Below are 24,091 nucleotides of genomic sequence, written 5' to 3' on the forward strand. Positions count from 1 at the left end.
GCGACTGGCCTCCCTTCGCCTGCTGCGGGCGATTGTGCGGCTCAGTTTGGGCTTGCGTCAAGACGCATGTGCACGTCCGGGCGCCGGCCATGCGCCGCTCCGGCGGATTTTCAGACTCGGCGATAGGAGAAAGGCGAGCGTTTCCAGGCCGCTATGGCAAGACCGATGCGGTCGGCCGGCGACCAGCGCCAGCGAGGCCTCGGGGCCGGCAATTCGACTAGCGAACGATCTGCTTCAGCGTCGAGATCCGGCCGAATATTCAGTCGTTGCGCCTGAAATTGCGGATGCGGTCGAACAGCACCGCGAGCAGGATGGCGCCGCCGATGAACACGCCTTGCCAGAAGGCATTGATGCCGAGCAGGCCGAGGCTGTTGCGGATGACCTCGATGAGCGCCGCGCCGACGACCGCGCCGAAAGCGGTGCCCATGCCGCCGGCCAGGTTGGCGCCGCCGATGACGGTGGCGGCGATCACCTGAAGCTCCATGCCGTTGCCGAGATTGGTTGTGACCGCGCCCAGCCAGCCGGTCTGGATGATGCCGGCAAGGCCAGCCGCCAATGCCGAGATCATGTAGACGACAACCTTGATCTGGCGCACCGGAACGCCGGTCAGCGTCGCCGCATGCTCGTTGCCGCCGATGGCGAAGATGTGCCGGCCGAATTTCGTCCAGCGCAGCACAAAGCCGGTGATCAACGCCAGCACGATCATGTAGAGCACCGGATTGGCGATGCCGAACACCCATGCGCCGCCGCCCAGCGCCAGCAGCTTGTCGTGGTCCGGCCCGAACTGGAAGACGACGGTGTTGTTGGAGGCGACCATGGCAAGGCTGCGCGCAATCGACAGCATGCCGAGCGTCACCACGAAGGGCGGAAAGCCGAGATAGGCGATCAGAACCCCGTTGAAGGCGCCGATGATCAGCGCTGTCGCGATCGCAGCGCCAATGCCGATCTCGATGCCGTAGCCGGCATGCATGGTCACGGCCAGCACCATCGAGCAAAGGCAAAGCACGGAGCCGACCGACAGGTCGATACCGCCCGTGATGATGACGAAGGTCATGCCGAGCGCGACGATGGCGACGAAGGTGACGTTGCGGGTGATGTTGTAGAGGTTCTTGGTTGTGGCGAAGGAATCCGTGGCCACCGACAAGAACAGGCAGGCGAGGATGACCGCGATCACCACCCAGAAGGTCTGGCTGGCAAACACCTTGCTCAGCAAGGTGTGCTGCTTGTGCGCGATCGTCTGATCAAGGGTGACAGCCATTATCGACCTTTTTTACTCATGGTTGAGGCGTCAATCATACCTGTTCGATGGCGCCGGTGATGAGTCCGGTGACTTCTTCCGGCGAACTCGATGCGATCGTCTTGTCGGCGACCTTGCGGCCGCGCCGCATGACGATAACGCGGTCGGCAACGTCAAAGACGTCGGGCATGCGGTGGCTGATCAGCACGACGGCGATGCCCTGGTCGCGCAAATGGCGGATTAGGTTCAATACCTCGGCGACCTGGCGCACCGAGATCGCCGCCGTCGGCTCGTCCATCAGCACGATCTTGGCCTGCGAAAGCATGGTACGGGCGATCGCCACCGCTTGCCGCTGGCCGCCCGACATTTGTTTGACCAGGTCGCGCGGGCGCGTTTCGGATTTCAGCTCGGCGAAGATCTGGCCGGCACGCTTGTACATCGCGGCATAGTCGAGGATGCGGAACGGCCCGACGCCGCGGCGCAATTCGCGGCCGAGATAGACGTTGGCGGCGGCTGTCAGATTGTTGCACAGTGCCAGGTCCTGATGGACGATCTCGATGCCGTGCTGGCGCGCCTCGACCGGCTTGTGGAGGATCAGCTCCTTGCCGTCCATCTGCATCGTGCCATGGCTCGGCGGGAAATTGCCGGCGATCATCTTGACCAGCGTCGACTTGCCGGCGCCGTTGTCGCCCATCAGGCCGACAACCTGTCCGGCCTCGATCGACAACGAAACGTCGTTGACCGCCTGGATGGCGCCAAAATGCTTCGAGATGTTGGTGAGTTCGAGAACCGCCACCAGCCTTCTTGCCTCCCCGTGCTTTTGGGCCAGCGGTTCTGCCGCGGCCTTTCGCTCTCCCCAGTTCCTCCCGGAAGCAGCGATTTCGCCCATTTACGCATAAGCCTTCTTGGCGTCAACCACGGCTTCTTTCGAAAAATCAGTTTTGTAGGACAAATAGCATTGACGTCGGTGACAAGGCGATATTAGCTAAGTGTCGGAGGAGCTTGCGCCGATCCCCCGGGTTGCCGGAAGGAATCGGTGAGGGTTTGTCGGTCAGGGATTTGGTAACCGGCGATATCTGTCGGTGCCGGTCTGAGACTGAATATGAAAATGCTTATCGACCTGGCTTGGCGACACGAGTGCGACGTCCTCTGTCATCTTGCTCCGGGTCGGTCTGTGTGTGGCGGGCACGCCGTGTCCGTTTGTTTCAAAGGGAGGACTGACATGAGGAAATCACTATTGCTCGCTGCCGCCGCCGTCATGGCGCTGGGTGCCGGGCCGGCTATGGCCAAGAAACAGCTCGTCATCGTGGTGAAGGGTCTGGACAATCCATTCTTCGAGGCCATCCACCAGGGTTGCGAGAAGTGGAACAAGGAAAACGCCAGCTCGGAATATGAGTGCTTCTACACCGGACCGGCATCGACCTCGGATGAGGCCGGTGAAGCCCAGATCGTCCAGGACATGCTGAGCAAGCCCGATACGGTGGCAATGGCGATTTCGCCATCGAACGCGCCGCTGATCGCGCAGACGATCAAAAGCGCCAATCCGTCGATCCCGATCATGACCCTCGACGCCGACCTCAGCAAGGAAGATGCGGCGCTGCGCAAGACCTATCTCGGCACCGACAATTACCTGATGGGTCACAAGATCGGCGAATACATCAAGAAGGCCAAGCCGAATGGCGGCAAGATCTGCACCATCGAAGGCAATCCGGCCGCCGACAACATCCTGCGCCGCGCGCAGGGCATGCGTGACGCGCTGTCGGGCAAGGACGGCCTCGCGGCGCTGGCGGGCGAAGGCGGCTGGACGGAAGTTGCCGGCTGCCCGGTGTTCACCAATGACGACGGCGCCAAGGGCGTGCAGGCGATGACCGACATCCTCGCCGCCAATCCCGATCTCGACGCCTTCGGCATCATGGGCGGCTGGCCGCTGTTCGGCGCTCCACAGCCCTACCGCGACCTGTTCAAGCCGATGGCCGACAAGATCGCCAGCAACGCCTTCGTCATCGGCGCCGCCGACACGATCGGCGACGAGGTGGCGATTGCCCGTGACGGGCTGGTGACTGCGCTGGTTGGCCAGCGGCCGTTCGAGATGGGCTACAAGGCACCCTCGGTGATGATCGACCTGGTCGACGGCAAGCCGGTCGCCGATCCGGTGTTCACCGGCCTCGACGAATGCACCAAGGACACCGTCGACACCTGCATCCAGAAGTAGGTTCGCAGTTTCGGGGCGCCCGTCGGGCGCCCCGTTACGCATCGTCCATACAAACGCACGAGGCGACGCTGCTTTGGAGCGTAGGCCGCTGCTTTGCCGTGCCCTGAGTTCAGGCTTTCGACAAGCAGTTGCCGGGGAATACCAATGCCGGACGCGACATCAAAAAAGCGACCCGCCAAATTCAAGGCAGAGCCTGGGCGGCCGGCCGTCGTTCGGCGTGCCGATGCCGCACACTTTCCCGGCTCGAGTGTGCACGCCTCGCTCGCCAACGAAATCGGGCTGAGGATCGTGCGCGGCGACTATCCGCCGGGAACCATCCTGCCCAACGAAGCCAAATGGTCCGAGACCTTCGACGTCAGCCGCTCGGCGGTGCGCGAAGCCATAAAAATGCTGATGGCGAAGAGCCTATTGGCGTCACGCCCGAAGATCGGCAGCTGGGTCGAGCCGAAGGAGCGCTGGAACCTGCTCGATCGCGACGTGCTGGCCTGGTATGCGACCTCGCCGGACCGCGAGGTGTTCCTCAGGACCGTGCAGGAATTCCGCCACATCATCGAGCCGGAGGCCAGCGCCTTTGCCGCGATGCGACGCACCGACGAGCAGATGGCCGAGATCAGCCAGGCCTGCCGCGAGATGGGCGAGGCGACCAACCTGCAGGAGCGAACGCGCGCCGACACGCGGTTTCACCTCGCCATCCTGCGCGCCTCGGGCAACGATCTGCTGGTGCCGCTCGGCGTGCTGATCGAATCGGCCCTCGACCATTTGTTCCAGTTCGTCACCCGCGAGACCAGCGATCAGCGGCGGGCGCAGGCACTGCACGAGGCGATCGAGAAGAACATCCGCCTGCAGCGACCGGCTGCAGCCCGTGCCGCGGTGCACAGGCTTCTCGCCAACACCGACGACGTTATCGGCCGGTCGCGGCGGTGATGGTTGCACAGGGCGGCGTTGCTCAGAACGATTGCAAAACTCGCATTCCTTCGCACCCCTCTCTGTCCTGCCGGACATCTCCCCCACTTGGGGGGAGATTGGATGCCATTTCGGCTTTCGCTGATCATCAACGCTAGGCAATGGGGGGCGGCGACCTCGGGTGAGGCAGGAATTCGGACTTTTTTGCCGTCGCAGCTATTTTGTTCTTGCTTTGTGCCGGCAGCTATGCTACTAATTTCGGTATGGTGCTAATTGGCTCCAACGACCCGCCCACCGAGGCGGTTTTTTTGTTTTTGGCTTCTTCCGATCGGAAGTGCGCGTGCTTTGGTGCACAGACTTCTCGCCAATACCGACGTTATCGGCCGGTTTCGGCGCTGATTCGATCGTTTCTCGGCCAACTGCGTGTAAGTCGGGTCAACCAGCAACGAAGGTCGATCATTCCCGTTAGTCGCAAATCGCAAATTTAGGAGATTAGCCGAAACCCTCCCTTCGTCATCCCTGGGCGGAGCAAGGAGCGAAGCGACGCGGCGCAGACCCTGGGATCCATGCCGTTACCTTGCGGCAGTGCTCCAGCAGACCAGAACCAAACGCTGCCACCCGGTCCTGCGAAAAAGCTCGAAGCACTCTGGGACTGGTCGTCTCGATCAATTCGGTCTTCCATTGGCGGAGCCAGCGCTTCCGCAGCTTCTGGCTCGCGGTCATGGTGGAAGGGCGACGAGCGCAATGGCGGATACAAGCGCCGTTCTGAGCCGCTGCATTCTTCGGCTGATGTCACGGCATGGATCCCAGAGTCTGCGCGACGTCGCTTCGCTCCTGCTCCGCCCTGGGATGACGAAGGTGTGGTGTCATATGCTAATCGCCAGCGTTGGAGATTGGCGGATGTAGCTGGTCGGCAGCGAACGTTTGCAGTTGCGATACTCCCAGGCGTTAATCCCAACGTTCTCAGATCGTCTGCTTCTTGCCATCCCTCGTCGGCATGAGGTCGACGCCGTTGACCTTGCCGATATGCGTGGCCAACATCGGCACATACTGATCGGCGGGGCCGGCCGCGAAGGCGCCGGCGAAGGCGTTCTTGGTGGCGTTGCCGAGCGGGTTGGCGATGCCGGCAGCACCCGCCATGGACTCGAGATAGGTGAGATCCTTGAAGGCGTTGGCGATGGTGAATTTGTGCGCGTCGCGGTCGCCTTCCAGCGTCCAGCGCATGAAGGTCTGGTAGAAGCCGCAATCCATGCGGCCGTTGCGGATGACGCTGTCGAAGCGCGGCGGCGAGATGCCGACCTTCTGCGCCAGCGCCAGCGCCTCGGAATAGATCGCGGCGTAGCCGAGCGAGATGAAATTGTTGAGCAGCTTCATGCGATGGCCGTCACCGGTGTCGCCGATATGGACGATACGCCCGGCCCAGGTTTCGAGCACCGGCTTCAGCCGGGCAAAGACCGCATCGGGCGCGCCGACCATGGCGTCGAGCGTGCCTTCCCAGGCCTCCTTCGGCGTGCGGCTGAGCGGGGCATCGACATAGTCGACGCCGAGCGTCTTGAGTTCGGCGGCCAGCGCCACCGTCGAAACGGGATCAGAGGTCGAGCAATCGACGACAACCGATCGCGGCTTCAGGCCTTCCCTGAGACCGCCTGGGCCGCGAATGATGGCTTCGACCTCGCGCGAGCCGGTGACGCAGATGAAGACAACCGTCGATGCCGCCGCGACATCGCGCGAGGTTGCCGCTTCCTTGGCGCCGCGGCCGAGCAGGTCTTCCGCCGGCTTGCGGTTCTTGCGGCCGAGAAACGTCAGCGGATAACCCTTGTCGACGATGTTCTTCGCGATCCCGTGCCCCATCAGCCCAAGCCCGATGAAGCCGATCTTTTCGCTCGCGGCAGTCGTGTTCATGTCGTTTCGTCCTATTTGCAGTGATGGATGACGGCGCTGCACATTGCCGGCGAATTGTTGAAGCGGGTTTTTGCCGCATGCCATGGCAGGCGATTGCAGAGTTCGATATTGTCTGACAATACACATGAATCTTAGGGAGAGCAAAATGACGAAGCGGATCATGTTCACCGGCGGCAGCGGCAAGGCCGGGCGCCACGTCGTGCAGTATCTGGTCGAGCAGGGCTGCCAGGTGCTCAACATCGACACCAAGCCGCTCGACAATCCCAAGGTGCGCACGCTGATCACCGACATCACCGACAGCGGGCAGGTGTTCAATGCGCTGTCGAGCTATATCGGCCTGCATGAATTCGACCCATCGCTGCGCTCGCAGCCGGTCGATGCGGTCGTGCATTTCGCGGCGATCCCGCGCATCATGATCACGCCCGACAATGAGGTGTTCCGCATCAACGCGCTCGGCACCTACAACGTCATCGAGGCCGCAGTGAAGCTCGGCATCCGCAAGGTGGTGATCGCCTCCAGCGAGACGACCTACGGCCTGGTCTTCGCCAACGAACCGCGCGATCCGACGTATTTCCCGCTCGACGAGGAGTACGACGTCGATCCGATGGACAGCTATGCGCTGTCCAAGGTCGTCAACGAGAAGACCGCGCGGGCGTTTGCGCTGCGCAGCGGCTTCGACATCTACGCCTTGCGCATCGGCAACGTCATCGAGCCGCATGAATATTCGCTGTTTCCGAAATGGTTCGCCGATCCGGGTTTCCGCAAGCGCATCGCCTGGAGCTATATCGACGCGCGCGACCTCGGCCAGATCACGCTGCGCGCCATCGAGAAGGACGGACTCGGCTACCAAGTGTTCAACGCCGCCAACGATGACACCTCGTCCGACCTGCCGACAGCCGAACTGCTGAAGCGGTTTTATCCCGATGTGCCGGTCAAGGGTGAACTTGGCGAATACGAGACGCTGCTCTCCAACCGCAAGGCGCGGGACATGCTCGGCTTCCGGCCGGAGCACAGCTGGCGGAAATACGTCAAGACGGCCTGACCGGGGGTAGTGTCTCAGTTTGAAGTCTGACGGAATGCAATATGCATTTCCCATATCGGGCCGACCCTCTATATGCTTAGCGGAAAGCATGAGGTGGTGGCGATGGAAAACGCACAGGAATTGAGCCCGCATTTGAAGTGCGATGTAGAGTTGGAACTGACCGGCCCTAACGTAGGCACGTTAAACAAATGGGCAGCAGATGCCTTGCGCGCGTTGGCCGACCGCTTAGAGCGCGGAGAGTTCGAAGACGGGTTCAGCGACGCGAAAGATAACGATGGGAAGAAAATCGGGTCGATCTACGTAGATTACTCTGAGACGAATTTCTGATGCCCACCGGACCTAGTCAATGGACGACCTTTGCGAGAAGATGGACGCCGTAGCGCCTAAGCCGGGCAAGCGCGGACCATACAAAAAGCACATTGGGTAACCATTGCTGCCATCTTGCGGTTCCACATGAGAACCAAATCAGGTAGAATCCTATGTCTCTGGGGGAACGGGCGATGCCATCGGCTATCGACGTAGCGCAATATATTTTGGAACATCGTGGCCCGATGACGGTCATGAAAATGCAAAAGCTGGTATACTACAGCCAAGCTTGGTCCATCGTTTGGGATGATGCCCAGATGTTCCCCGAGCCAATCGAAGCATGGGATAATGGTCCGGTAGTCAGAGCGCTGTGGGAAGCGACGCGAGGCCATTTCAGAGTGGACAGCGTACCCGGCGGGAATAGCGATAATGTCCGAGGTGTTCAGCAAGACACCATTGCTCTTGTGCTGGACTTTTATGGCGACAAAGACGCTCAATGGCTTAGCGATCTGACGCACATGGAAGCACCATGGGCCGAAGCTTACGCGAGGGGTCGCAACACCGAAATTACTCTCGACCGCATTTCGGAGTACTATTCTACGCTTTCCAAAAATGTCGAAGCGTGAAGCTCGCATTGCTCGGGATGTAGAGGCAAAACTCAAAGAGCAGGAAAAATCTGTGCGCCTCCGGGAGAGAATCCCGGTTGGTGGCGTTCGTCTAGGCGTCGGCATCTCCGACGCGAAGCAGGTTCGCACAGGTGCCGATCCTGGGTCCGTGTTCTCTATGCAAATGACTTGGACATGCGAGAAGCCTGACCGCGAACATTCTTGGTCATGGGGCGTCCCTCGGGCTTGGTCAGATGCCGATTGGGATGGCCTTATCCTTCCAAAGCTCGCGGAATGGGCGAAACTGACTTGGGGAGAAATTGATCGACCATCTTCCGATTCCGGCCACAAGATGCATCACAACATGGACACGGCCGAAATTTGCGATGAAGCCCAATGCCGAATGATTGAAATCGAGCGGTATGCTGACGTGGTTTTCCGCTTCCGCCTTGGGAATAAGCGTCGGCTGTGGGGCCATCGTATAGTCAACAAATTTGAAATTCTCTGGTTCGACCCGACCCATCAGATTTATCCGACCGATCCAGACTGAATTTCAAACTGAGACACTACCTGACCGGGGCACCTGACGCGGAACCGGCACTGGGCCAGCCCCGAATTGCTCGTCATGACTCCAGGCTTACACCGGCTACGACCGATGCGCCCACACCCTACGTTCAGGCGTTCGCCGTCGGGTTCATCCATACGATTTCCCAGACGTAGCCATCCGGGTCTTCGATGTGGCGGTTGTACATGAAGCCAAGATCCTGTGCCGGGTTGGGATCGGCGCGACCGCCCGCCGCGACCGCGCTGGTCAGTGTTGCATCGACGGCATCGCGGTTATCGACAGTGAGGACGATCATTGCCTGGCTGTCGCGCCGTGCGTCGCCGATTGGGCGCGTGGTGAATTCGCGATAGTGGTCATGGGTCAGCAGCATCACCCCGATCGTGTCCGAGAACATGAGCGAGGTGGATTTCTCGCCCGAAAACTGCGGGTTCACGGTGCCGCCTAGCGCCACGTAGAACGCCGTCGAGGCCGACAGGTCACGGACAGGCAGGTTCACGAAAATCATTTTGGGCATCGATTTCGCTTTCTCCAGGGCTGCGCGCTGCGCTATTGTCTTGCTGCAATGTAAGTAGATGCAATGTATCTTGATTGCAAGATACATTTTGCCGAGGGAATATTTGCCATGGATCGCGCCGAGGCCGCAGCTAAGCAATGGGCCCGCGAGCGCCCCGATCTTCCGTCGTTACCTGTTGAAACGGTAGGTCGTCTGCTTGATGCCGCCGCGCGGGTTATCCGCGATCACATGAACCCGTTGCTCCAAGAAGCAGGCCTGAATGTGGGTGAGTTTGATGTGCTCACGCCGCTCAGGCGCGCCGGTGAACCCTATATGCTTTCACCTACTCAGCTCTACGAATCGGCAATGATCTCCTCGGGCGGCATGACCAGCCGCCTGGACCGGCTGGAGCGCGCTGGGCTGGTTGAACGACGCCCCGATCCCAACGACCGGCGCGGCAAGCAAATTGCGCTGACGACCGGCGGCAAGCGCGCGATAGACGATTTGATCGGTCCAATGGTTGCGCTCGAAGAGCAATTAATCTCCGTGCTGACGCCGGCGGAGCAGGAAACTCTTAATGCTCTACTTAAGAAATTGCTCACCGGCCTTTGAATTAGAACTGTTTTGTCGTTCACGGAAACGCCGAACCGATCTATATTTTTTGTTTTGAGGCAATTCCGGGCGGAAAATCGTTTCACACTTTTCCTGGAATTGCTTCAAGTCGTGGTCCAGTCAGCAGTCACCCCTGTCTCTGAATCAACGAGTCCTGACCCTACTTGTCGTTCCAGAATTCGGCCTGGAGTTGCGCCGCTTCATCGGCAAGCAGCGGGCCGACGACTTCGGTCGGACGCTGCCCGGCTTCGAAGACGATCCTGCAGGGCAAGTCGAGTGTGGGGTTCTCGACATGTGCACCCGTCACCCGCTTGAGGTCGTGTTCGCTCTGCCCAAAGACGACCCGTCCGATGCCCGCCCAATAGATTGTCCCGGAGCACATCGCGCAAGGTTCGGCCGACGTGTAGAGTGTGCAGGAGGCCAGCTTTTCGAGACTGACATTCATCCCCGCCCACGAGGCCAGCAGCCTTTCGGCATGAGCCGTGCGGTCGCCGCCGCCGGCTTTGTAAGCGTTGGGCTGCTCGCGCAGCACATTGCCGTCTTTGTCGGCGAGGAGCGAACCAAAGGGATGTTCGCCAGCATCGCGGGCCTTGCGCGCAACTTCGAACGCCTGACGGAGCAGGCGCTCATCATAAGGGCGTTGTGGCATCGGCAGACCCTCCGCCGCTTGACCATAGTGCCGAACGATCCGCCGACACAAGTCGGCGGCCTAAAACGCGCGCGTTCGACCGGCCTCATGCGACGCGCTTTCGGTTCTTGTTTTGATGCATGTCGCTATCGCAAAACCGCTGCACACTTGTGCGCGACATGCATCAGGACTCCTTGCCATTGGGCCGTTGAGCCAGCCAGATACTGCCGATGACGAAAACGACGCCGGCGATCTGAGGCAAGGTCAGCGTCTGATCCAGGAATACCCATCCAAGCAGCACGGCGGTCACCGGGCTGAGGAAAAGCAGCGATGACACCACCGAAGATTCGAGTCGCGCAATGCCCCGGAACCAGAGGACATAAGTCAGCGCCGCACCGATCAGGCCGAGCCACACCAGTCCAAGCAGGTTGGCCGCGGTCGGGAACGGGATGGGTGGTTCGAAAAGCAGGACCACCGGAACGAGAAGGAGACCACCGGCAGTCAGTTGCCATGCCGTAAAGGCGAGCAGCGATGCTGGCGGCTGCCACTTGCGGCTCAACACGCTTCCGAAGGCCATTGAGACCGCCCCGGCGAGGCCGGCGGCAACGCCGACCGCATCGAGCGTCGCGTTCGGGGTCAGCACCAGCGATGCAACACCGGCGATTCCGACAAGGGCGGCGACAATCGCCAACCGGCGGACAGGGCTGGCAAGCAGGGCAGCAGCGAGGAAAATCACAATCAATGGCTGGACCGACAGCACGGTCGCCGCGACCCCGCCCGGAAGCCGGTAGGCGGCGACAAACAACATGCTCAGGAAGATCGAGATGTTGAGGGCTCCGAGGACGAAACTGCGCAGCCACCAGATGCCGGTTGGCAGTTGCCGAACGATCGCCAGCAGCAGCAATCCGGCGGGCAAGGCACGCAGCATTGCGACCGTCATCGGCGAAAAGTTGGGCAGGAACTCGGTGGTGACGATGTAGGTGCTGCCCCATATCGCCGGCGCAATGGCTGTAAGCAACAGATCGAAACGGCGCGTTTTCATAAGATTTCCAGCACTTCGGCAAGAGGGCGGCGGGGCTTTTGCGGCCAGTTTCCGGGCGCGGCGCGGCCGACTGCGATGAGCATCACCGGCACTTCATTGCGCCCAAGGCCAAACTCGCGCGCCACGCCTTCGGCATCGAAGCCGGCCATCGGACCGGAGACGAGCCCCAGCGCTTCGGCCGCGAAAATCAGCGTTGCAGCGCAGAGCGTTGCCGAGCGCACCGCCTCGTCGCGGGCCGCTAGAGGATCGGCATATTGGGCGCGGGCGCCCTCCCGCCAGCCCGAAGCCATATCCGCCGGCATGAAGCCGGCTTCCACGAAAGGACGGAGCCTGGCATTGAGGGCAGCGTGGTCGGGCAGTACGCCGCAGATGACGAAGGTGACCGCTGCTTCCTGCACCTTGGCCTGGCCATGGGCCACGCTGCGCAACCGCGCCTTTGCTTCCGGCGTCCGCACGGCGATGAACCGCCAATTCTGAAGGTTGTAGGCGCTTGGCGCGCGCGTTGCGAGGCGTGCCAGTTCCTCGACCTCGGCATCCGTCAATGCGTGCGAGGCATCGAACCGATTGGCCGACATGCGCCGCTCGATCAGGGAGATTGTGGGGTTGGTCATCATGTCATTCCGAAATTGAGCAAGCCGTTCGGATAGCAGATAGAGAATTTACCAACGAGCGATAATGCGCGATAATTGAAAGACATTGTTTACTAGAAGAGAATTATGACATGGATCGCCTGACTGCGTTGCAGGTTTTCCGCCATGTGGCGGAACTGAACAGCTTTGCCGAAGCCGGACGGCGGCTCGGTCTCTCTCCTCCCGCGGTCAGCAAGAACATCGCCGAATTGGAGGCGCATCTGGGGGTGCGGCTCATCAACCGGACAACGCGGCGCATGGCCCTGACCGAAGAAGGCAGAATCTATCTGGAGCATGTCACGCAGGGGCTCGATGCGCTTGCCAGGGCCGACCAGGTCCTCGGCCCGATCAAGACGGCGCCGAGCGGCACGTTGCGGGTCAGCGCGCCGATGACTGTCACGTTGACGCGGCTTTCGGCTGCCATCCCCGCGTTTCTATCGCGCTATCCCGATTTGAAACTCGATCTGCATCTTGACGACAGGCGCGTCGATATCGTGCGGGAGGGATTTGACCTGGCCATTCGCGGCAGCGACAATCTCGAGGATTCCAGCCTGGTCGCGAGAAAGCTTGCGGTCATGCCGCACGTGCTTTGCGCAGCTCCGTCTTATTTCGAGGAGCATGGCCGGCCCAAGACGCCTGCCGATTTGAAGGCGGCCAATTGCATCCGGTTCAGCCTCTCGGGACACGCGGACATATGGGAATTCCGCAAGGACGGCCGCGTCGAGCGGATCGCCATCGACGGACGATACACGGTCTCGTCAAGCCTTGCCGTGCGCGATGCGCTGCGCGCCGGCTTCGGCGTCAGCCTGATCCCTTATCCCTATGTCGAGAGCGACCTGAAAGCAGGCCGGCTGAAATCGGCTCTGGATGACTGGGAAAAGGTCGAAACCACGCTCTACGCGGTCTATCCGGCACGGCAGCATCTTGCCCCGAAAATCCGCGTCTTCCTTGATTTCCTAATCGAGGAATTCAATCGGAACAAAGAGAAGCTGTTTGTGCCGCTCCGGCGGGAGCGCTCGGCAAAGCGCGGTGTCGGGGAGGGGACTGAGGCGGAAAACCAAACTGAGATATTGCAGTCGATTTCATCTCCTTGACACGCCTCCAAATCCGGACTTTGTGGAGCTATGCAGGACGCGAAGCCGAACAAGGGAAAGACAGCGGCCGAGGCGTTCGCCGAACGCACGAGCGGTATTCGCCGGGCCGATGCGGCGCGCATACCCGGGTCGAGCGTTCACGCGTCGCTGGCCAACGAAATCGGGCTGAGGATCGTGCGCGGCGATTATCCGCCGGGAACCATCCTGCCCAACGAAGCCAAATGGTCCGAGACCTTCGACGTCAGCCGCTCGGCGGTGCGCGAAGCCATCAAAATGCTGATGGCCAAGAGCCTGCTGTCGTCACGTCCCAAAATCGGCAGCTGGGTCGAGCCGAAGGAGCGCTGGAACCTGCTCGATCGCGATGTGCTAGCCTGGTACGCGACCTCGCCGGATCGTGAGGTGTTCCTCAGGACCGTGCAGGAATTCCGCCACATCATCGAGCCGGAGGCCAGCGCCTTTGCCGCCATGCGGCGCACCGACGAGCAGATGGCCGAGATCAGCCAGGCCTGCCGCGAGATGGGCGAGGCGACCAATCTGCAGGAGCGCACGCGCGCCGACACGCGGTTCCACCTCGCCATCCTGCGCGCCTCGGGCAACGATCTGCTGGTGCCGCTCGGCGTGCTGATCGAATCGGCCTTCGATCATCTGTTCGCTTTTACGACGCGGGAACTCGACGATTTGCAGCATGCGCAGAGGCTGCACGAGGCAATCGAGAAGAGCATCCGCCTGCAGCGGCCGGACGCGGCGCGCAATGCGGTGCGCAAGCTGCTTGCCAATACCGACAGCGTCATCAAGTCCAGGTAGCGGCCGTTCGGCTACAGGTTGAGCGCTCAGTCGAAGGGTGCGGTCGCCAGATGCTGCCATGTCAGGCCGAGGAGCAGCTCCTGGTCGCGGGCGGCGTGTTCGGGCGGGTTGACGACGGGGTCGCCATTGACGATGGCCGCCCAGAAGCCACGCATCTCCTCGACGAAGGCTTCTGCGTAGCCGGCCCGCAAATCACGCTTCGACAGTATGTGACCGCCCGAGGTCGTCACCGTCAGCCGGGTCGGATGATGGTTGAGCCAGGGCGAGGGGAATTCGAGCTCGAGGCTGGCATCGTCGAAGAACAGCGTGATCCGTTCCTTGTAGTCGGCAAGCTTGGGCACGGTGAGATGGGTCATGGTCCACAGCGCCTGCCCGTCCAGCAACTTGACGGCGCCCTGGCCGCCGTCGCCATTGGCAAAGATCTGCGCGCCGACGACCTCGCCGTCCGGCACGCCGAGCGCGTCGAGCAGGCCGTGGACGGCGTTGACGTCGTGAATCAAGGCCGAGCTGTAAGCGCCGATAAATCCACGGAAAGCGAGCTTCGTCACGGGGACACCGATGGCGTATTCGACCTGGCGCTTCTGCTTGGCGGCAACAGCGGCGATCAAGTCGTTGGGGATATCGGTGCCGCGCCTGTAGGGCTGGTGGGTGATGAACGGCCAGGCGTCGGGATCGTTCACTTCCACCGAGACCGCGCGCAGCGTGCTTGATGTTCCAGGCAGCGAAGCGAGCGCCAGCCGGTAGCTCGGATCGAAGCGCTTCATATAGCCGACCTGAACGATTTTCCTGGCGGCGTCGCGCGCGGCGATGATCTCGGCGATTTCCGCCAGCGAATAGCAGAGCGGCTTTTCGCAAAAGACATGCAGGCCAACCGCCAGCGCCGCCAGCACCTGTTCGTGATGTAGCGGGTCCGGCGAGCCGATCACCACCGCGTCGAGGCTTTGGTCGAAGAGCTGGTCGATCGTTTCGAAATTGGCAATGCCATGCGTGTCGGTGACGAACTGCCGCGAGATCCTGGAGGGATCGGCGACCCCGACCAGCTCGAACAATTCACTGAGGCGCAGCAGATTGGGAATATGCTCGAGCTGCGAGATCATGCCGGCGCCGACGACCCCGACGCGTATCCTGCTCATTGGATCATTCCCCGCAATGTCCGATTGTCAGCTCAAGGCGCCGCAGGCGGCCGGTTGCCGATCTGGGCGAGCAGGCCGGCAATCTCCGCCTCGACCGCCTTCAGATCCTCGCCGCCCGACATGATCGAGATGACCTCGTCGCGCGAGATCTCCGACTTGGCGTAGGTACCGCGATTGCGGCCGCGGTTGAGCAGGGTGAAGGTGTCGCCGACCGGATAGGCATGGTGGATGTTGTGGCTGATGAAAATGACGGCCAGGCCCCGCATGCGCGCTTCGATGATGAATTTCAGCACCATCGCCGCCTGGTGGACGCCGAGTGCGGAGGTCGGCTCGTCGAGGATCAGCACGCGCGCACCAAAATGCACGGCGCGGGCGATCGCCACTGACTGGCGCTCGCCGCCCGACAGCGTGCCGACGGCTTGCGTCGGATCGCGCACGTCGATGCCGATATCGGCCATCGCCTGCCTGGCGATGGTGTTGGCGCGCTCCTTGTCGATGCGCGAGAAGGGCAGGCTGCTTTTGGTCGGCTCGCGGCCGAGGAAGAAGTTACGGGTGATCGACATCAGCGAGATCATGCCGAGGTCCTGGAACACCGTTGCCACGCCGAGCTCCTGCGCGTCGCGCGGGCTGCGGAAAGTGACCGGCTTGCCGTCGACCAGGATTTCGCCCTTGCTCGGCCGATAGACGCCGGACAGAACCTTGATCAGCGTCGACTTGCCGGCGCCGTTATCGCCGAGCAAGCAGTGGACCTCGCCCGGATAGACCTTGATGTCGATGTTCTGGAGGGCGCGCACCGAGCCGAAATTGACGCTGACGCCGCGCAGTTCCATTGCCGGTTCGGTCATTTGGGCCGGTTCGGTCATTTGGGCCGGTTCGGTCATTTGCCACCTCCGCGGCCGAGCGCCTTCAGCCTGATGTAGTTGTTGACCAGCACGGCCATCAGGATGACGATGCCGAGGAAGACCTTGAACCAGTCGGTGTCGATGCCGGTGTAGAAGATGCCCATCTGCACCAGCCCGAAGATCAGCGCGCCGAACAGCACGCCATAGACGGTGCCGTAGCCGCCGGTGAGCAGCACGCCGCCGATGACGGCGGCGATGATCGCCTCGAATTCCTTGAGCAGGCCGCGCGTGGTGTCGGCGGAGCCCGCCTCCATCACCTGGATGGTGGCAAGCAGCGTCGCCGCGCAGGCGGTGTAGATGAACAGGCTGATCTTGACGCGATCGACCGGCACGCCAACGTTGCGGGCTGCGATCAGGTCGCCGCCAGTGGCGAAGATCCAGTTGCCGTATTTCGTCTGGGTCAGCACGTAGCCGGCCAGCGCCGTCAGGCTGAGCCACCAGACGATCGACATCGGAATGCCGGCGACGAACGGGATGCCGTCGCTGCGGGTGGCGATCCAGCCTTGCGCGCCCATCCAGTGGAACAGGCCGGTGAGCAGATGGCCGTTGAAAATGCCGGCCGTCGCCGGATCCGGTGCGCCCTCGAGTATGTAGGGGATCTGGGTGCGGCCGGTGACGGCGCGGGTGATGCCGATCGACAGTCCGCGCAGGATATAGAGCGTGGCGAGCGTGACGATGAAGGAGGGCAGGCGCGTCTTCACCACGATCAGGCCATTGAGATAGCCGGTGAGGATGGCAACGGCGAAGGCGCAGGCGATGCCGCCCCATAGCGGCAGTCCCCAGTACTTCACCGTCAGCCCGATGACGACACCGGCGAAGCCGACCATGGAGCCGACCGAAAGATCGAACTCGCCGGCGATGATGAGGAGTGCTGCCGCGGTGGCGACGATGCCGAGCTCCGCCGACAGCGTCAGGAAGGTCATTGACCCCTGCAGCGAATAGAGGTTCGCTGCGCCCGGCAGCAGCGCAAAGATGATGATCGTCGCAAGCAGCCCACCGGCGGCACCGGCTTCCGGCCGGCGCAGCCACTGGGTCAGCTTGCCGGTGCTGGCCAACCGTTCGTCGGCGCCGGCGGCGCGCTTCGACGTCATGCCGAAGCGGTCGGTCGCCTTCAGTTCACCCGGAGATATCGCCTTGTCTTCCACGACTGCCACTAGGCTCTCCAATCGCTCAAATCGCAATCTTCGAACGAACGGGAGAGCGCTTGGCGCATTCTCCCGTTCCGTCGGAGCGCTGGTTTAAATTTTGATGCATGTCGTTACCGCAAAACCCCTGCACACTTTTGCGCGACATGCATTAGCGGATGCCCTCTTTGGCGAGCGCCAGGATCGCCTTGGCTTTTTCCGGCGTATCGATGAACAACGGTCCGGTATAGGCGTTGTTCTGCGGCCAGAAGCCGTGCGTCGCCTGCTCGACCAGATAGATCACCGGCAGATAGCCCATCAGATATTGCTGGGCGTCCATGCCGAAGCCCATTTCGCCGGCGACGACAGAGTCGAGAACCTCCGGGCTGATGTCGAAGGTATAGAGCTTGAGCTTGCCGAACAGTTCCTTGTCGCGGAACATCGGGATCAGCGGGTTGGCGGCAGTGGCGCCAAGCGCGAAGACGGCCTGCGTGTCGGGATGTGCCGACAGATAGGCTTCCGTGCGGCGCTGGATGTCCGCGGGATCGGGCGCTACGGCCAGAACCTCGGTGCCGCCGCCGGATGGCTTCAGCCCGTCATTGAGGCCCTGGCAGCGCTGGTCGAGGCTGACATTGCCGACCTCGTGATTGATGCAAACGACCTTCAGCGTGCCTTCCTTGGCCAGCCGCTCGCCGGCCTTCTTGCCGGAATCATATTCGGAAACGGTGCCGACATAGAGCGTCGTGCCGAGCTCGGCGCCTTCCTTTTCGCCGGAATCCAGAACCACCATGGGAATATTGGCGGCAAGCCCGGATTTGACCGATTTGCCGAGTGCATTGGCGTCGGCGATGGAGACGGCGATGCCGTCCGGCTTGGTGGCGATGGCGGCGTCGAGAAGCCGGGCCTGCTCGACCACGTCGAAGATCTGCGGCGCGTAATATTCGACCTTGGCGCCGGTGAGGGCGGCCGCGTCATCGACGCCGCGCTTGACCACCGACCAATAGGGATCGGATGCCGACCCGTGCACCACGAAGGTGATGCGGACGTCCTTCGGATCCTTGAGGCCCGCGGCATACACAATGCCTGTCATCAGGCCCGCCGAGAGGAAGGCGCCCAATGCCGCTTTCAGAAGAGTTTTCATCTTATTCTCCCATTTGTCGTTGCAGTTCCAATCTCTCTTCCAATCCCTCTGGCGCCGTTTTCCGGCCGCGACGATCGGCTCACGTCGCGGATCGGGTGGCCGCTTTGCGGGCCTTTGCCGACGCCAGTCGCTGTTCGCCCGCGTTGCTGCCGCGGGCCGTTGTCGATGATCGCCCGGCCGAGAGCGTGGCGCGAAGCTCCTCGCGCAGGGCCTTCATGCCGATGATGTCGATCGGCTGTGCGGCGAGCCAGTCGCGAAAGCCCTGGTCGCGGAACAGCTCGTACTCTTCGGTGCGGATATAGGCTGAGCGCGGCTCGATCAGCTCGAGTTCACCGGGCGCGTTGCAATGCAGGCAAAAGAAGGTCAGGCTCTCGCGCACACCCTCGATGAGCGCTTTGTAAGCGGGCTCGATCGACCTGGAACGCGGCCGGCCCCAGGTTGTCTGGATCGCGGCGTCGAAAATGGCAAAGCCGCCGGCGCGGGCCAGCGCCACGCCGCGCTGGAACGCCTCCTCGGTAACGCCGACCAGATTGTCGTTGGGGGAATAGGCGGACAGCGTCTTGGTCAGCAGCACGGGCAGTTGATATTCCAGCCCGAGCTTGATGTAGATGTCGCAAAATTCCGGCGACAATGCCGCGCCCATATGCGCGTCGAGATGGGTAACGTCGATGCCGGCGCGATAGGCGGTGTCGATCTGGGCGCGAAGCTCGGCCTCGACCGCCTGCGGCACCGCCTTGCGGCGCGTGGTCGCCACATCGGGCCAGAAGAAGCCGAACTCGTCGGTCAGGCCGGCCGCCCGCGACGGCGCGGTCAAGGGCCGCCATTTGTAATGCTGCTTCTCGCTGTTCAGCGTCAGGTGGACGCCAAGGTCAAGGCTGGGGTTGGCGGCGGCGCCTTCGGCCATTTCGAGGAACCAGGGGCACGGCACCATCACCGCGCCGGAACTGCAGACACCCAGCCCGCTCAATTCGAGGAAGGCGCTGTTGGCGCCGTGGCACATGCCGACATCGTCCTCGTGGAGCACGATCCGTTTGCTGGAGCCGGCGGCGTTCACGAATGGCCGCCTTCCCGCCGGCATACCGGTTTCGAGGGTCTTCCAAAGTGTGTCCCGTATTTCATGGAACCAACCGTTTGCCCAACTGGCCGGAATGGAACGCCGAAACCCGGCTTTCCGACAGGGCCACTTTGGCGAATTCGGATGGATACGATTTGCCTGCCGGCTGAGACACTTAGCTACCGATTTCCCCAATCACGGTTCAAAACCACTCATAGGAACCGTCTTTCCGGGCGCAGATGGCTTGGTCGAATAGCGGCGGAGTGGTTCTTTCAAACTGTGCCGACAAGCCTACAGCTGTCCACACCATCAAGTGACCCAAACTACCAAGTAACTTGGAGGCCTGTCATGTACACCGCCGGCGAAGAGGAAATCGAAGCCATTGCCAGGGTGATCCGCTCTGGCGCGCTGTTTCGTTACGGCAAGGACAGCGAATGCGACCGCTTCGAGGCCCGCTATGCGCAGCATCTTGGCGTCGAGCATTTCGCGCTGGCCGCCAGCGGCACCTATGGGCTCGCCGCCGGCCTGATCGGCCTCGGCATCGGCCCGGGGGACGAAGTGCTGGTGCCGGCGCACACCTATATGGCGACCGCGACCGCGGTGCTTTCGGTCGGGGCCATTCCCGTCATCGTCGACATCGACGAGAGCCTGACCATCGATCCCATCGCCTTGCGGGACGCCATCGGGCCGCGCACCAGGGCGGTCATCCCGGTGCATATGTGGGGCGCGGCCTGCAACATGAATGCGATCATGGACATTGCTGCCAAGCGCGGTCTGCTGGTGCTGGAGGATGTCTGCCAAGGCATCGGCGGCGGCTATGACGGCCGCAAGCTCGGCTCGATCGGCCATGCCGGCGCCTATTCCTTCAACTACTTCAAGAACATGACCTCGGGTGAGGGCGGCGGTATCGCCACCCGCGACCCGAAAGTGGCGGAGCGGGCGCGCTGCGCCATCGACCCTTGCCATTTCTACTGGCAGGGCAGAAGCGACAGCATCAAACCCTTCGCCGGCATCGGCGCGCGTGCTTCCGAACTGATGGGGGCGATGCTCAACGTCCAACTCGACCGGCTGGACGGCATCATCGAGGCGATGCGGGCCGAGAAGAAGACGGTGCTGGCCGGTACCCGCCATCTCGGAAATCTTGGGCTGACGCCGTCGCCGATGAACAGCGCGGACGACGATTGCGCCGCACAGGTGATGTACCTGCTGCCGAGCGAGCAGGCGGCGCAGACTTTTTCAAAGACCATTCCGAGCGTCGTTGCCGGCAAGACCGGCCGTCACAATTTCACCCAGTGGGACCAGGTGCTGATGCATGAAGGCGCGCATCATCCGGCGCTCAATCCTTACGCACTGCCCGAGAACCAGGGCCTGCGGCTGGATTATTCCGACGACCTCGGCAAGCGCTCGCTCGACATCCTCAACCGCACCGTGATGGTCGCCATGAACCCGGCGCACAGCGATACCGACATTCAGGACATGATCCACAACATCGACGCGGCGGCGCGGGTGGCGCTGGAGAATGCTTCGCTCGATGATATCGAATTGCGCAAGGCGGCACCGGTTGATCTGCAGAAGTTCGACAGTGTGAACTAGACCAGTTCCGGCGCGGTTTGCTACCCTGCGGTCGAGTTCCTTGTCCGGTGGCCGGCCGAGGATTCCGGCCGGCATAACCGGCCGCCAAAAAATCCGCAGGCCCGTGTCGGATAGGCCGGGCTCCGCTCGTCCTAGGGGGCATCGATCACCAACACGGAGGATTAACGATATGCCCGGCACCGTACGGCTGCACCGCGTTCTGACAACCAGCCCGGAGAAAGTCTACCGCGCGTTCCTCGAAGCGGATGCACTTGCGAAATGGCTTCCGCCGAACGGCTTCACCTGCACGGTTCATCACTTCGAGGCGAAAGTCGGCGGTACGTTCAAAATGTCCTTCCGCAACTTCACCACCGGCGACAGCCACTCGTTCGGCGGCGAATATGTCGAGCTCGTGCCCAATGAGCAACTGCGCTACACCGACCGGTTCGACGACCCCAACCTGGCCGGCGAGATCGAGGTGACCGTGACATTGAAGAAAGTGTCGGTCGGCACCGAAGTGAATATCACGCAGGCAGGTATTCCAGACGCCATCCCGGTTGAGGCCTGCTATCTCGGCTGGCAGGAGTCGCTGCGAAATCTGGCGAAGCTCGTTGAACCCGAGATCAACCAGTAAGATAAAGCGCTGCCCTGGCGGGTCGGCGTCGCTAACCGGAAACCCAGGGATGACGCCGTTCTTCCCACCCAACATGTGCCGGGGCCGGAAAGGCGGGATCGGCGAAGCAGCCGACCGCGACGGCGATCCATTCAGGCTTTCGCTCGGGCTCCCAGAAGACGCTCGAGCCGCAGCCCGGGCAGAAATGGAAAGTGACGTGGTGGCCGCTCCCAGCTGACCGCCTGTAGGTCCTGGCGTCGCCTCCGGCTTCTACCTTGTCGCGCGCAAAGAAGGCGGCGACGCCGTATGTGCTGCCGGTCCGTTTCTGGCAGTCGAGGCAGTGGCACTGTGCGACCAGCTGTGGCTCTCCGTTACAGGAGATCCTCAGTTGCCCGCAGGCACAGGATGCGGTTCTCATGGCAATCCTCATGGTTCAGATGAATGCGTTGCCCGCCTATACCGGCGGTGGGCATGCTTCTGGTTTTCGGGGAGGTTCGGCCTTGGGAAGCGCGCTTTGCGCGGACGCCGAAAAACAAGGACCGGCGTCCCATATTCCTAATCACTGCGGACGACCGATTCAACCCCGCGGTGAACGAGATGGAGAGCCGGCTCTAGCTTCTATCCAATCTTAGGAACGCGGCGCGCAGCGCCAGCACGGCGCGCAGGATCTGGCGTTCGTCCATCGCCGCATAGCCGAGCAGCAGCCCGTGCTCGGGTTCAGTGGAATGATAGTTGATCGAGATGCCCTGGACATCGAGCCCCTCCTTGACGGCGGCGGCGACCACGTCGCTGTCCTTATAGGGCTTGACGAAGCTCGCCAGCAGCTGCATGCCGGAATCGTTTTCCGTGACGGTCAGCCATTCGGCCAGATGCTCCTGGCACAGCTTGACGAAGTTCACCTGCCGGCGCGCATAGAGCCGGCGCATGCGCTTGAGGTGCGTGGCGAAATAGCCCTGCCTGATGAAGTCGTTGACCGTTGCCTGCAGGATCAGCGGCGCGAACTGGCCGGTGATGCTCACCGCCCGGTCGAACGGAACCGACAATTCGCGCGGCACGATCAGATAGCCGATGCGCAGCGCCGGAATCAGCGTCTTGCCGAAGCTGCCGATATAGACGACGCGGTCGGCATGGTCGAGCCCGCGCAGCGCCGGCACCGGCCGGCCGCGGAACCGGTATTCGCCGTCATAGTCATCCTCGACGATCCAGGCGCCGTTGCGTTCGGCGATGTCGAGCAGTTGCAGCCGCTCCTCGATGCGCATGATGGTGCCGAACGGCCATTGGCAGGATGGCGTCACATAGATTAGCCGCGGCGGCGGCAGCTCCGGATCAGCAAGATGCCAGCCGCGCCGGTCGACCTTCAACGGTGCCAGCTTGGCGCCGCTGGCGAGAAAGGCGCTTTTGGCGCCGAGATAGCCGGGCTCTTCCATCCAGACATGGTCGCCTTCGTCCATCAGCACGCGCGAGACCAGATCGAGCGCTGCCTGCGCACCGGTGACGATGATCACCTGGTCGGCGGTGCAACTGATGCCGCGCGACAGGCCGATGGTCGAGGCAATGGCCTGGCGCAGGCCGGGGTGACCGGCAAAGGAGAGATAACCAAGCAGACTATCGTCGCGGCTGCGTGCATTGCGCACCAGAAGGCTTGACCAGATGGTGAACGGAAACGATGCCGTTTCAGGCACGCCGGGATGGAAATTGATGACACCGGCATTGCGTGGCGGTTGCGGGCCGTTGACGATGGTCTGGCCACGCCGCGACAGCTTTTGCGGCACCGCCAGTCCGGCGCGCAGGGAAGCCATTGGGCGGTTCTGCTGGATCGGCGCCACCCAGGTGCCCGATCCGGCACGCGCCTCGATAAAACCTTCGGCAAGGAGCTGGTCATAGGCGGCGATGACGGTGTTGCGCCCGACCTTCAGATCTTCGGCCAGCGAGCGCGTCGACGGCAGCAGAGTGTTCTGCGGGATCTGGCCGTCAAGGATGAAGCGTCGCAAGGCGCCGTAGATCTGCCGATGCATCGGTTCTTCCGAGGCGCGGTCGACCGACATGATGTCGAGGGAGAGGCGCATGTGGTCGGGCAAGGCACTATCCCCCGACGAACCGGGCGGCGCGGGCGATCTTTTCCTCGTTGAGCCGGCAGACGGTGTCGAGCACCAGCCGCCTGGTTTCGGGACGGATCTCGCGGCTGTTCTTCAGCGCGCGATGCACGGTGGCGGCGCCAAGTTCCGCCTTCTCGGCAATCTCGCGGATGGTGCAAAGCCGTTCTATGCCAAGCGCAGCTTCGAAAGCCATGTCGCTCCTCCTCGGTTGCATCAAGGCACGGCTTCCGGCCGGCCTCAAGCTTGAAAGTCGTGGCTTGAAATCCAGAGCCGGGTTTCTGCGATCCGCACCGCGTAGGGAGCAAGGCGGCGCGGATCGCCGGGCGCTTTCGCGTCGCTAACCCCATCGAGGCGCGCGCCCATTATGTTCCTCCGGCTCGCA

The 24,091-nt window shown here is 62.1% G+C and carries 27 protein-coding genes; 10 read left to right on the forward strand and 17 right to left on the reverse strand.

The window, feature by feature from the left end:
• Positions 1-259: 259 nt before the first annotated feature.
• Both NKJ17_RS05930 and NKJ17_RS05935 read right to left on the reverse strand, forming a co-directional pair.
• Positions 260-1,258: an ABC transporter permease gene (locus NKJ17_RS05930; protein WP_254820532.1), complete on the reverse strand. Its 999-nt coding sequence runs from the start codon at positions 1,256-1,258 to the stop codon at positions 260-262.
• 34 nt (positions 1,259-1,292) lie between these two features.
• Positions 1,293-2,033, reverse strand: a complete 741-nt coding sequence (locus NKJ17_RS05935; protein WP_352687474.1) for an ATP-binding cassette domain-containing protein — start codon at positions 2,031-2,033, stop codon at positions 1,293-1,295.
• Between the two features lie 426 nt (positions 2,034-2,459).
• On the opposite strand from NKJ17_RS05935, the gene NKJ17_RS05940 reads away from it, so the two are divergent.
• Entirely contained in the window at positions 2,460-3,449 is a 990-nt protein-coding gene (locus NKJ17_RS05940) for a sugar-binding protein (protein WP_023675805.1), read from the forward strand.
• Between the two features lie 144 nt (positions 3,450-3,593).
• Entirely contained in the window at positions 3,594-4,373 is a 780-nt protein-coding gene (locus NKJ17_RS05945) for a FadR/GntR family transcriptional regulator (protein WP_023675806.1), read from the forward strand.
• 942 nt (positions 4,374-5,315) lie between these two features.
• Here NKJ17_RS05945 and NKJ17_RS05950 read toward each other — a convergent pair.
• Positions 5,316-6,254, reverse strand: coding sequence for an NAD(P)-dependent oxidoreductase (locus NKJ17_RS05950; RefSeq protein WP_352687476.1), 939 nt, complete (start codon positions 6,252-6,254; stop codon positions 5,316-5,318).
• A gap of 145 nt (positions 6,255-6,399) precedes the next feature.
• Between NKJ17_RS05950 and NKJ17_RS05955 the strand changes: the two genes are divergently transcribed.
• The 3 genes from NKJ17_RS05955 (at position 6,400) to NKJ17_RS05965 (ending at position 8,228) form a co-directional block, all read left to right on the forward strand.
• Positions 6,400-7,296 carry an NAD-dependent epimerase/dehydratase family protein gene (locus tag NKJ17_RS05955; protein ID WP_352687478.1) on the forward strand — a complete coding sequence of 299 codons (897 nt, stop codon included), beginning with the start codon at positions 6,400-6,402 and terminating at the stop codon, positions 7,294-7,296.
• Positions 7,297-7,398: 102 nt separating this feature from the next.
• Entirely contained in the window at positions 7,399-7,623 is a 225-nt protein-coding gene (locus NKJ17_RS05960; protein WP_352687480.1) for a hypothetical protein, read from the forward strand.
• Positions 7,624-7,796: 173 nt separating this feature from the next.
• A complete protein-coding gene (locus tag NKJ17_RS05965) occupies positions 7,797-8,228 on the forward strand; it encodes a Panacea domain-containing protein (protein WP_352687482.1) in 432 nt (143 codons plus the stop codon).
• Positions 8,229-8,457: 229 nt separating this feature from the next.
• Here NKJ17_RS05965 and NKJ17_RS05970 read toward each other — a convergent pair whose 3' ends face one another.
• Together NKJ17_RS05970 and NKJ17_RS05975 are read right to left on the reverse strand one after the other, a co-directional pair.
• Entirely contained in the window at positions 8,458-8,730 is a 273-nt protein-coding gene (locus NKJ17_RS05970; RefSeq protein WP_352687484.1) for a hypothetical protein, read from the reverse strand.
• A gap of 151 nt (positions 8,731-8,881) precedes the next feature.
• A complete protein-coding gene (locus NKJ17_RS05975) occupies positions 8,882-9,286 on the reverse strand; it encodes a VOC family protein (RefSeq protein ID WP_352687485.1) in 405 nt (134 codons plus the stop codon).
• A 108-nt stretch (positions 9,287-9,394) separates the two neighbouring features.
• On the opposite strand from NKJ17_RS05975, the gene NKJ17_RS05980 reads away from it, so the two are divergent.
• A complete protein-coding gene (locus NKJ17_RS05980) occupies positions 9,395-9,877 on the forward strand; it encodes a MarR family winged helix-turn-helix transcriptional regulator (RefSeq protein ID WP_352687487.1) in 483 nt (160 codons plus the stop codon).
• 160 nt (positions 9,878-10,037) lie between these two features.
• On the opposite strand, the gene NKJ17_RS05985 is transcribed toward NKJ17_RS05980, so the two are convergent.
• The 3 genes from NKJ17_RS05985 to NKJ17_RS05995 all read right to left on the reverse strand — a co-directional run bounded on the left by NKJ17_RS05985 (position 10,038) and on the right by NKJ17_RS05995 (position 12,158).
• Positions 10,038-10,526: a nucleoside deaminase gene (locus NKJ17_RS05985; protein WP_352687489.1), complete on the reverse strand. Its 489-nt coding sequence runs from the start codon at positions 10,524-10,526 to the stop codon at positions 10,038-10,040.
• A gap of 163 nt (positions 10,527-10,689) precedes the next feature.
• Positions 10,690-11,547 carry an EamA family transporter gene (locus NKJ17_RS05990; protein ID WP_352687491.1) on the reverse strand — a complete coding sequence of 286 codons (858 nt, stop codon included), beginning with the start codon at positions 11,545-11,547 and terminating at the stop codon, positions 10,690-10,692.
• Entirely contained in the window at positions 11,544-12,158 is a 615-nt protein-coding gene (locus NKJ17_RS05995; protein ID WP_352687493.1) for a nitroreductase family protein, read from the reverse strand. The genes NKJ17_RS05990 and NKJ17_RS05995 overlap by 4 nt, the downstream gene beginning before the upstream one ends.
• A 110-nt stretch (positions 12,159-12,268) precedes the next feature.
• Between NKJ17_RS05995 and NKJ17_RS06000 the strand changes: the two genes are divergently transcribed.
• Positions 12,269-13,270 carry a LysR family transcriptional regulator gene (locus tag NKJ17_RS06000; RefSeq protein ID WP_352687495.1) on the forward strand — a complete coding sequence of 334 codons (1,002 nt, stop codon included), beginning with the start codon at positions 12,269-12,271 and terminating at the stop codon, positions 13,268-13,270.
• 30 nt (positions 13,271-13,300) lie between these two features.
• Positions 13,301-14,074, forward strand: coding sequence for a FadR/GntR family transcriptional regulator (locus tag NKJ17_RS06005; RefSeq protein ID WP_254819087.1), 774 nt, complete (start codon positions 13,301-13,303; stop codon positions 14,072-14,074).
• A 26-nt stretch (positions 14,075-14,100) separates the two neighbouring features.
• On the opposite strand, the gene NKJ17_RS06010 is transcribed toward NKJ17_RS06005, so the two are convergent.
• The 5 genes from NKJ17_RS06010 to NKJ17_RS06030 form a co-directional block, all read right to left on the reverse strand.
• The gene (locus tag NKJ17_RS06010; protein WP_352687497.1) at positions 14,101-15,207 is read right to left on the reverse strand and encodes a Gfo/Idh/MocA family protein; all 1,107 of its coding nucleotides are present in this window, start codon (positions 15,205-15,207) and stop codon (positions 14,101-14,103) included.
• Between the two features lie 32 nt (positions 15,208-15,239).
• A complete protein-coding gene (locus NKJ17_RS06015) occupies positions 15,240-16,052 on the reverse strand; it encodes an ATP-binding cassette domain-containing protein (protein ID WP_352647081.1) in 813 nt (270 codons plus the stop codon).
• A 32-nt stretch (positions 16,053-16,084) separates the two neighbouring features.
• On the reverse strand, positions 16,085-17,200 hold the full coding sequence (locus tag NKJ17_RS06020) for an ABC transporter permease (RefSeq protein ID WP_352687652.1): 1,116 nt from the start codon (positions 17,198-17,200) through the stop codon (positions 16,085-16,087).
• Positions 17,201-17,405: 205 nt separating this feature from the next.
• Complete coding sequence (locus NKJ17_RS06025; RefSeq protein WP_352687498.1) at positions 17,406-18,374, reverse strand: rhizopine catabolism ABC transporter substrate-binding protein; 969 nt, start codon at positions 18,372-18,374, stop codon at positions 17,406-17,408.
• Positions 18,375-18,453: 79 nt separating this feature from the next.
• Positions 18,454-19,428: a polysaccharide deacetylase family protein gene (locus NKJ17_RS06030; protein WP_352687500.1), complete on the reverse strand. Its 975-nt coding sequence runs from the start codon at positions 19,426-19,428 to the stop codon at positions 18,454-18,456.
• A gap of 348 nt (positions 19,429-19,776) precedes the next feature.
• Here NKJ17_RS06030 and NKJ17_RS06035 point away from each other — a divergent pair, with 348 nt between their 5' ends.
• Both NKJ17_RS06035 and NKJ17_RS06040 read left to right on the forward strand, forming a co-directional pair.
• Positions 19,777-21,021, forward strand: coding sequence for a DegT/DnrJ/EryC1/StrS family aminotransferase (locus NKJ17_RS06035; RefSeq protein ID WP_352687502.1), 1,245 nt, complete (start codon positions 19,777-19,779; stop codon positions 21,019-21,021).
• 169 nt (positions 21,022-21,190) lie between these two features.
• Positions 21,191-21,634 carry an SRPBCC family protein gene (locus tag NKJ17_RS06040; protein ID WP_023675820.1) on the forward strand — a complete coding sequence of 148 codons (444 nt, stop codon included), beginning with the start codon at positions 21,191-21,193 and terminating at the stop codon, positions 21,632-21,634.
• Positions 21,635-21,665: 31 nt separating this feature from the next.
• Here NKJ17_RS06040 and NKJ17_RS06045 read toward each other — a convergent pair whose 3' ends face one another.
• The 4 genes from NKJ17_RS06045 to NKJ17_RS06060 form a co-directional block, all read right to left on the reverse strand.
• The gene (locus NKJ17_RS06045) at positions 21,666-22,043 is read right to left on the reverse strand and encodes a GFA family protein (RefSeq protein ID WP_352687504.1); all 378 of its coding nucleotides are present in this window, start codon (positions 22,041-22,043) and stop codon (positions 21,666-21,668) included.
• A gap of 181 nt (positions 22,044-22,224) precedes the next feature.
• On the reverse strand, positions 22,225-23,691 hold the full coding sequence (gene mocR / locus NKJ17_RS06050; RefSeq protein WP_352687506.1) for a rhizopine catabolism transcriptional regulator MocR: 1,467 nt from the start codon (positions 23,689-23,691) through the stop codon (positions 22,225-22,227).
• A gap of 4 nt (positions 23,692-23,695) precedes the next feature.
• Entirely contained in the window at positions 23,696-23,902 is a 207-nt protein-coding gene (locus tag NKJ17_RS06055; RefSeq protein WP_352687507.1) for a LacI family DNA-binding transcriptional regulator, read from the reverse strand.
• A 44-nt stretch (positions 23,903-23,946) separates the two neighbouring features.
• The gene (locus NKJ17_RS06060; RefSeq protein WP_352687509.1) at positions 23,947-24,072 is read right to left on the reverse strand and encodes a hypothetical protein; all 126 of its coding nucleotides are present in this window, start codon (positions 24,070-24,072) and stop codon (positions 23,947-23,949) included.
• Positions 24,073-24,091: the final 19 nt, after the last annotated feature.

The organism is Mesorhizobium sp. M0208 (genome assembly GCF_040322015.1).
Lineage (GTDB): Bacteria > Pseudomonadota > Alphaproteobacteria > Rhizobiales > Rhizobiaceae > Mesorhizobium.

Coding starts and splice junctions, on each gene's coding strand:
- NKJ17_RS06020 (WP_352687652.1), bottom strand. CDS start 17,200: ATGACGTCGAAGCGCGCCGCCGGCGCCGACGAACGGTTGGCCAGCACC.
- NKJ17_RS06015 (WP_352647081.1), bottom strand. CDS start 16,052: ATGACCGAACCGGCAATGGAACTGCGCGGCGTCAGCGTCAATTTCGGC.
- NKJ17_RS06025 (WP_352687498.1), bottom strand. CDS start 18,374: ATGAAAACTCTTCTGAAAGCGGCATTGGGCGCCTTCCTCTCGGCGGGC.
- NKJ17_RS05975 (WP_352687485.1), bottom strand. CDS start 9,286: ATGCCCAAAATGATTTTCGTGAACCTGCCTGTCCGTGACCTGTCGGCC.
- NKJ17_RS06055 (WP_352687507.1), bottom strand. CDS start 23,902: ATGGCTTTCGAAGCTGCGCTTGGCATAGAACGGCTTTGCACCATCCGC.
- NKJ17_RS05980 (WP_352687487.1), top strand. CDS start 9,395: ATGGATCGCGCCGAGGCCGCAGCTAAGCAATGGGCCCGCGAGCGCCCC.
- NKJ17_RS06010 (WP_352687497.1), bottom strand. CDS start 15,207: ATGAGCAGGATACGCGTCGGGGTCGTCGGCGCCGGCATGATCTCGCAG.
- NKJ17_RS06060 (WP_352687509.1), bottom strand. CDS start 24,072: ATGGGCGCGCGCCTCGATGGGGTTAGCGACGCGAAAGCGCCCGGCGAT.
- NKJ17_RS05940 (WP_023675805.1), top strand. CDS start 2,460: ATGAGGAAATCACTATTGCTCGCTGCCGCCGCCGTCATGGCGCTGGGT.
- NKJ17_RS05950 (WP_352687476.1), bottom strand. CDS start 6,254: ATGAACACGACTGCCGCGAGCGAAAAGATCGGCTTCATCGGGCTTGGG.
- NKJ17_RS05990 (WP_352687491.1), bottom strand. CDS start 11,547: ATGAAAACGCGCCGTTTCGATCTGTTGCTTACAGCCATTGCGCCGGCG.
- NKJ17_RS05955 (WP_352687478.1), top strand. CDS start 6,400: ATGACGAAGCGGATCATGTTCACCGGCGGCAGCGGCAAGGCCGGGCGC.
- NKJ17_RS05995 (WP_352687493.1), bottom strand. CDS start 12,158: ATGACCAACCCCACAATCTCCCTGATCGAGCGGCGCATGTCGGCCAAT.
- NKJ17_RS05945 (WP_023675806.1), top strand. CDS start 3,594: ATGCCGGACGCGACATCAAAAAAGCGACCCGCCAAATTCAAGGCAGAG.
- NKJ17_RS05965 (WP_352687482.1), top strand. CDS start 7,797: ATGCCATCGGCTATCGACGTAGCGCAATATATTTTGGAACATCGTGGC.
- NKJ17_RS06005 (WP_254819087.1), top strand. CDS start 13,301: ATGCAGGACGCGAAGCCGAACAAGGGAAAGACAGCGGCCGAGGCGTTC.
- NKJ17_RS06000 (WP_352687495.1), top strand. CDS start 12,269: ATGGATCGCCTGACTGCGTTGCAGGTTTTCCGCCATGTGGCGGAACTG.
- NKJ17_RS06045 (WP_352687504.1), bottom strand. CDS start 22,043: ATGAGGATTGCCATGAGAACCGCATCCTGTGCCTGCGGGCAACTGAGG.
- NKJ17_RS06040 (WP_023675820.1), top strand. CDS start 21,191: ATGCCCGGCACCGTACGGCTGCACCGCGTTCTGACAACCAGCCCGGAG.
- NKJ17_RS05930 (WP_254820532.1), bottom strand. CDS start 1,258: ATGGCTGTCACCCTTGATCAGACGATCGCGCACAAGCAGCACACCTTG.
- NKJ17_RS06035 (WP_352687502.1), top strand. CDS start 19,777: ATGTACACCGCCGGCGAAGAGGAAATCGAAGCCATTGCCAGGGTGATC.
- NKJ17_RS05985 (WP_352687489.1), bottom strand. CDS start 10,526: ATGCCACAACGCCCTTATGATGAGCGCCTGCTCCGTCAGGCGTTCGAA.
- NKJ17_RS05970 (WP_352687484.1), bottom strand. CDS start 8,730: ATGGGTCGGGTCGAACCAGAGAATTTCAAATTTGTTGACTATACGATG.
- NKJ17_RS05960 (WP_352687480.1), top strand. CDS start 7,399: ATGGAAAACGCACAGGAATTGAGCCCGCATTTGAAGTGCGATGTAGAG.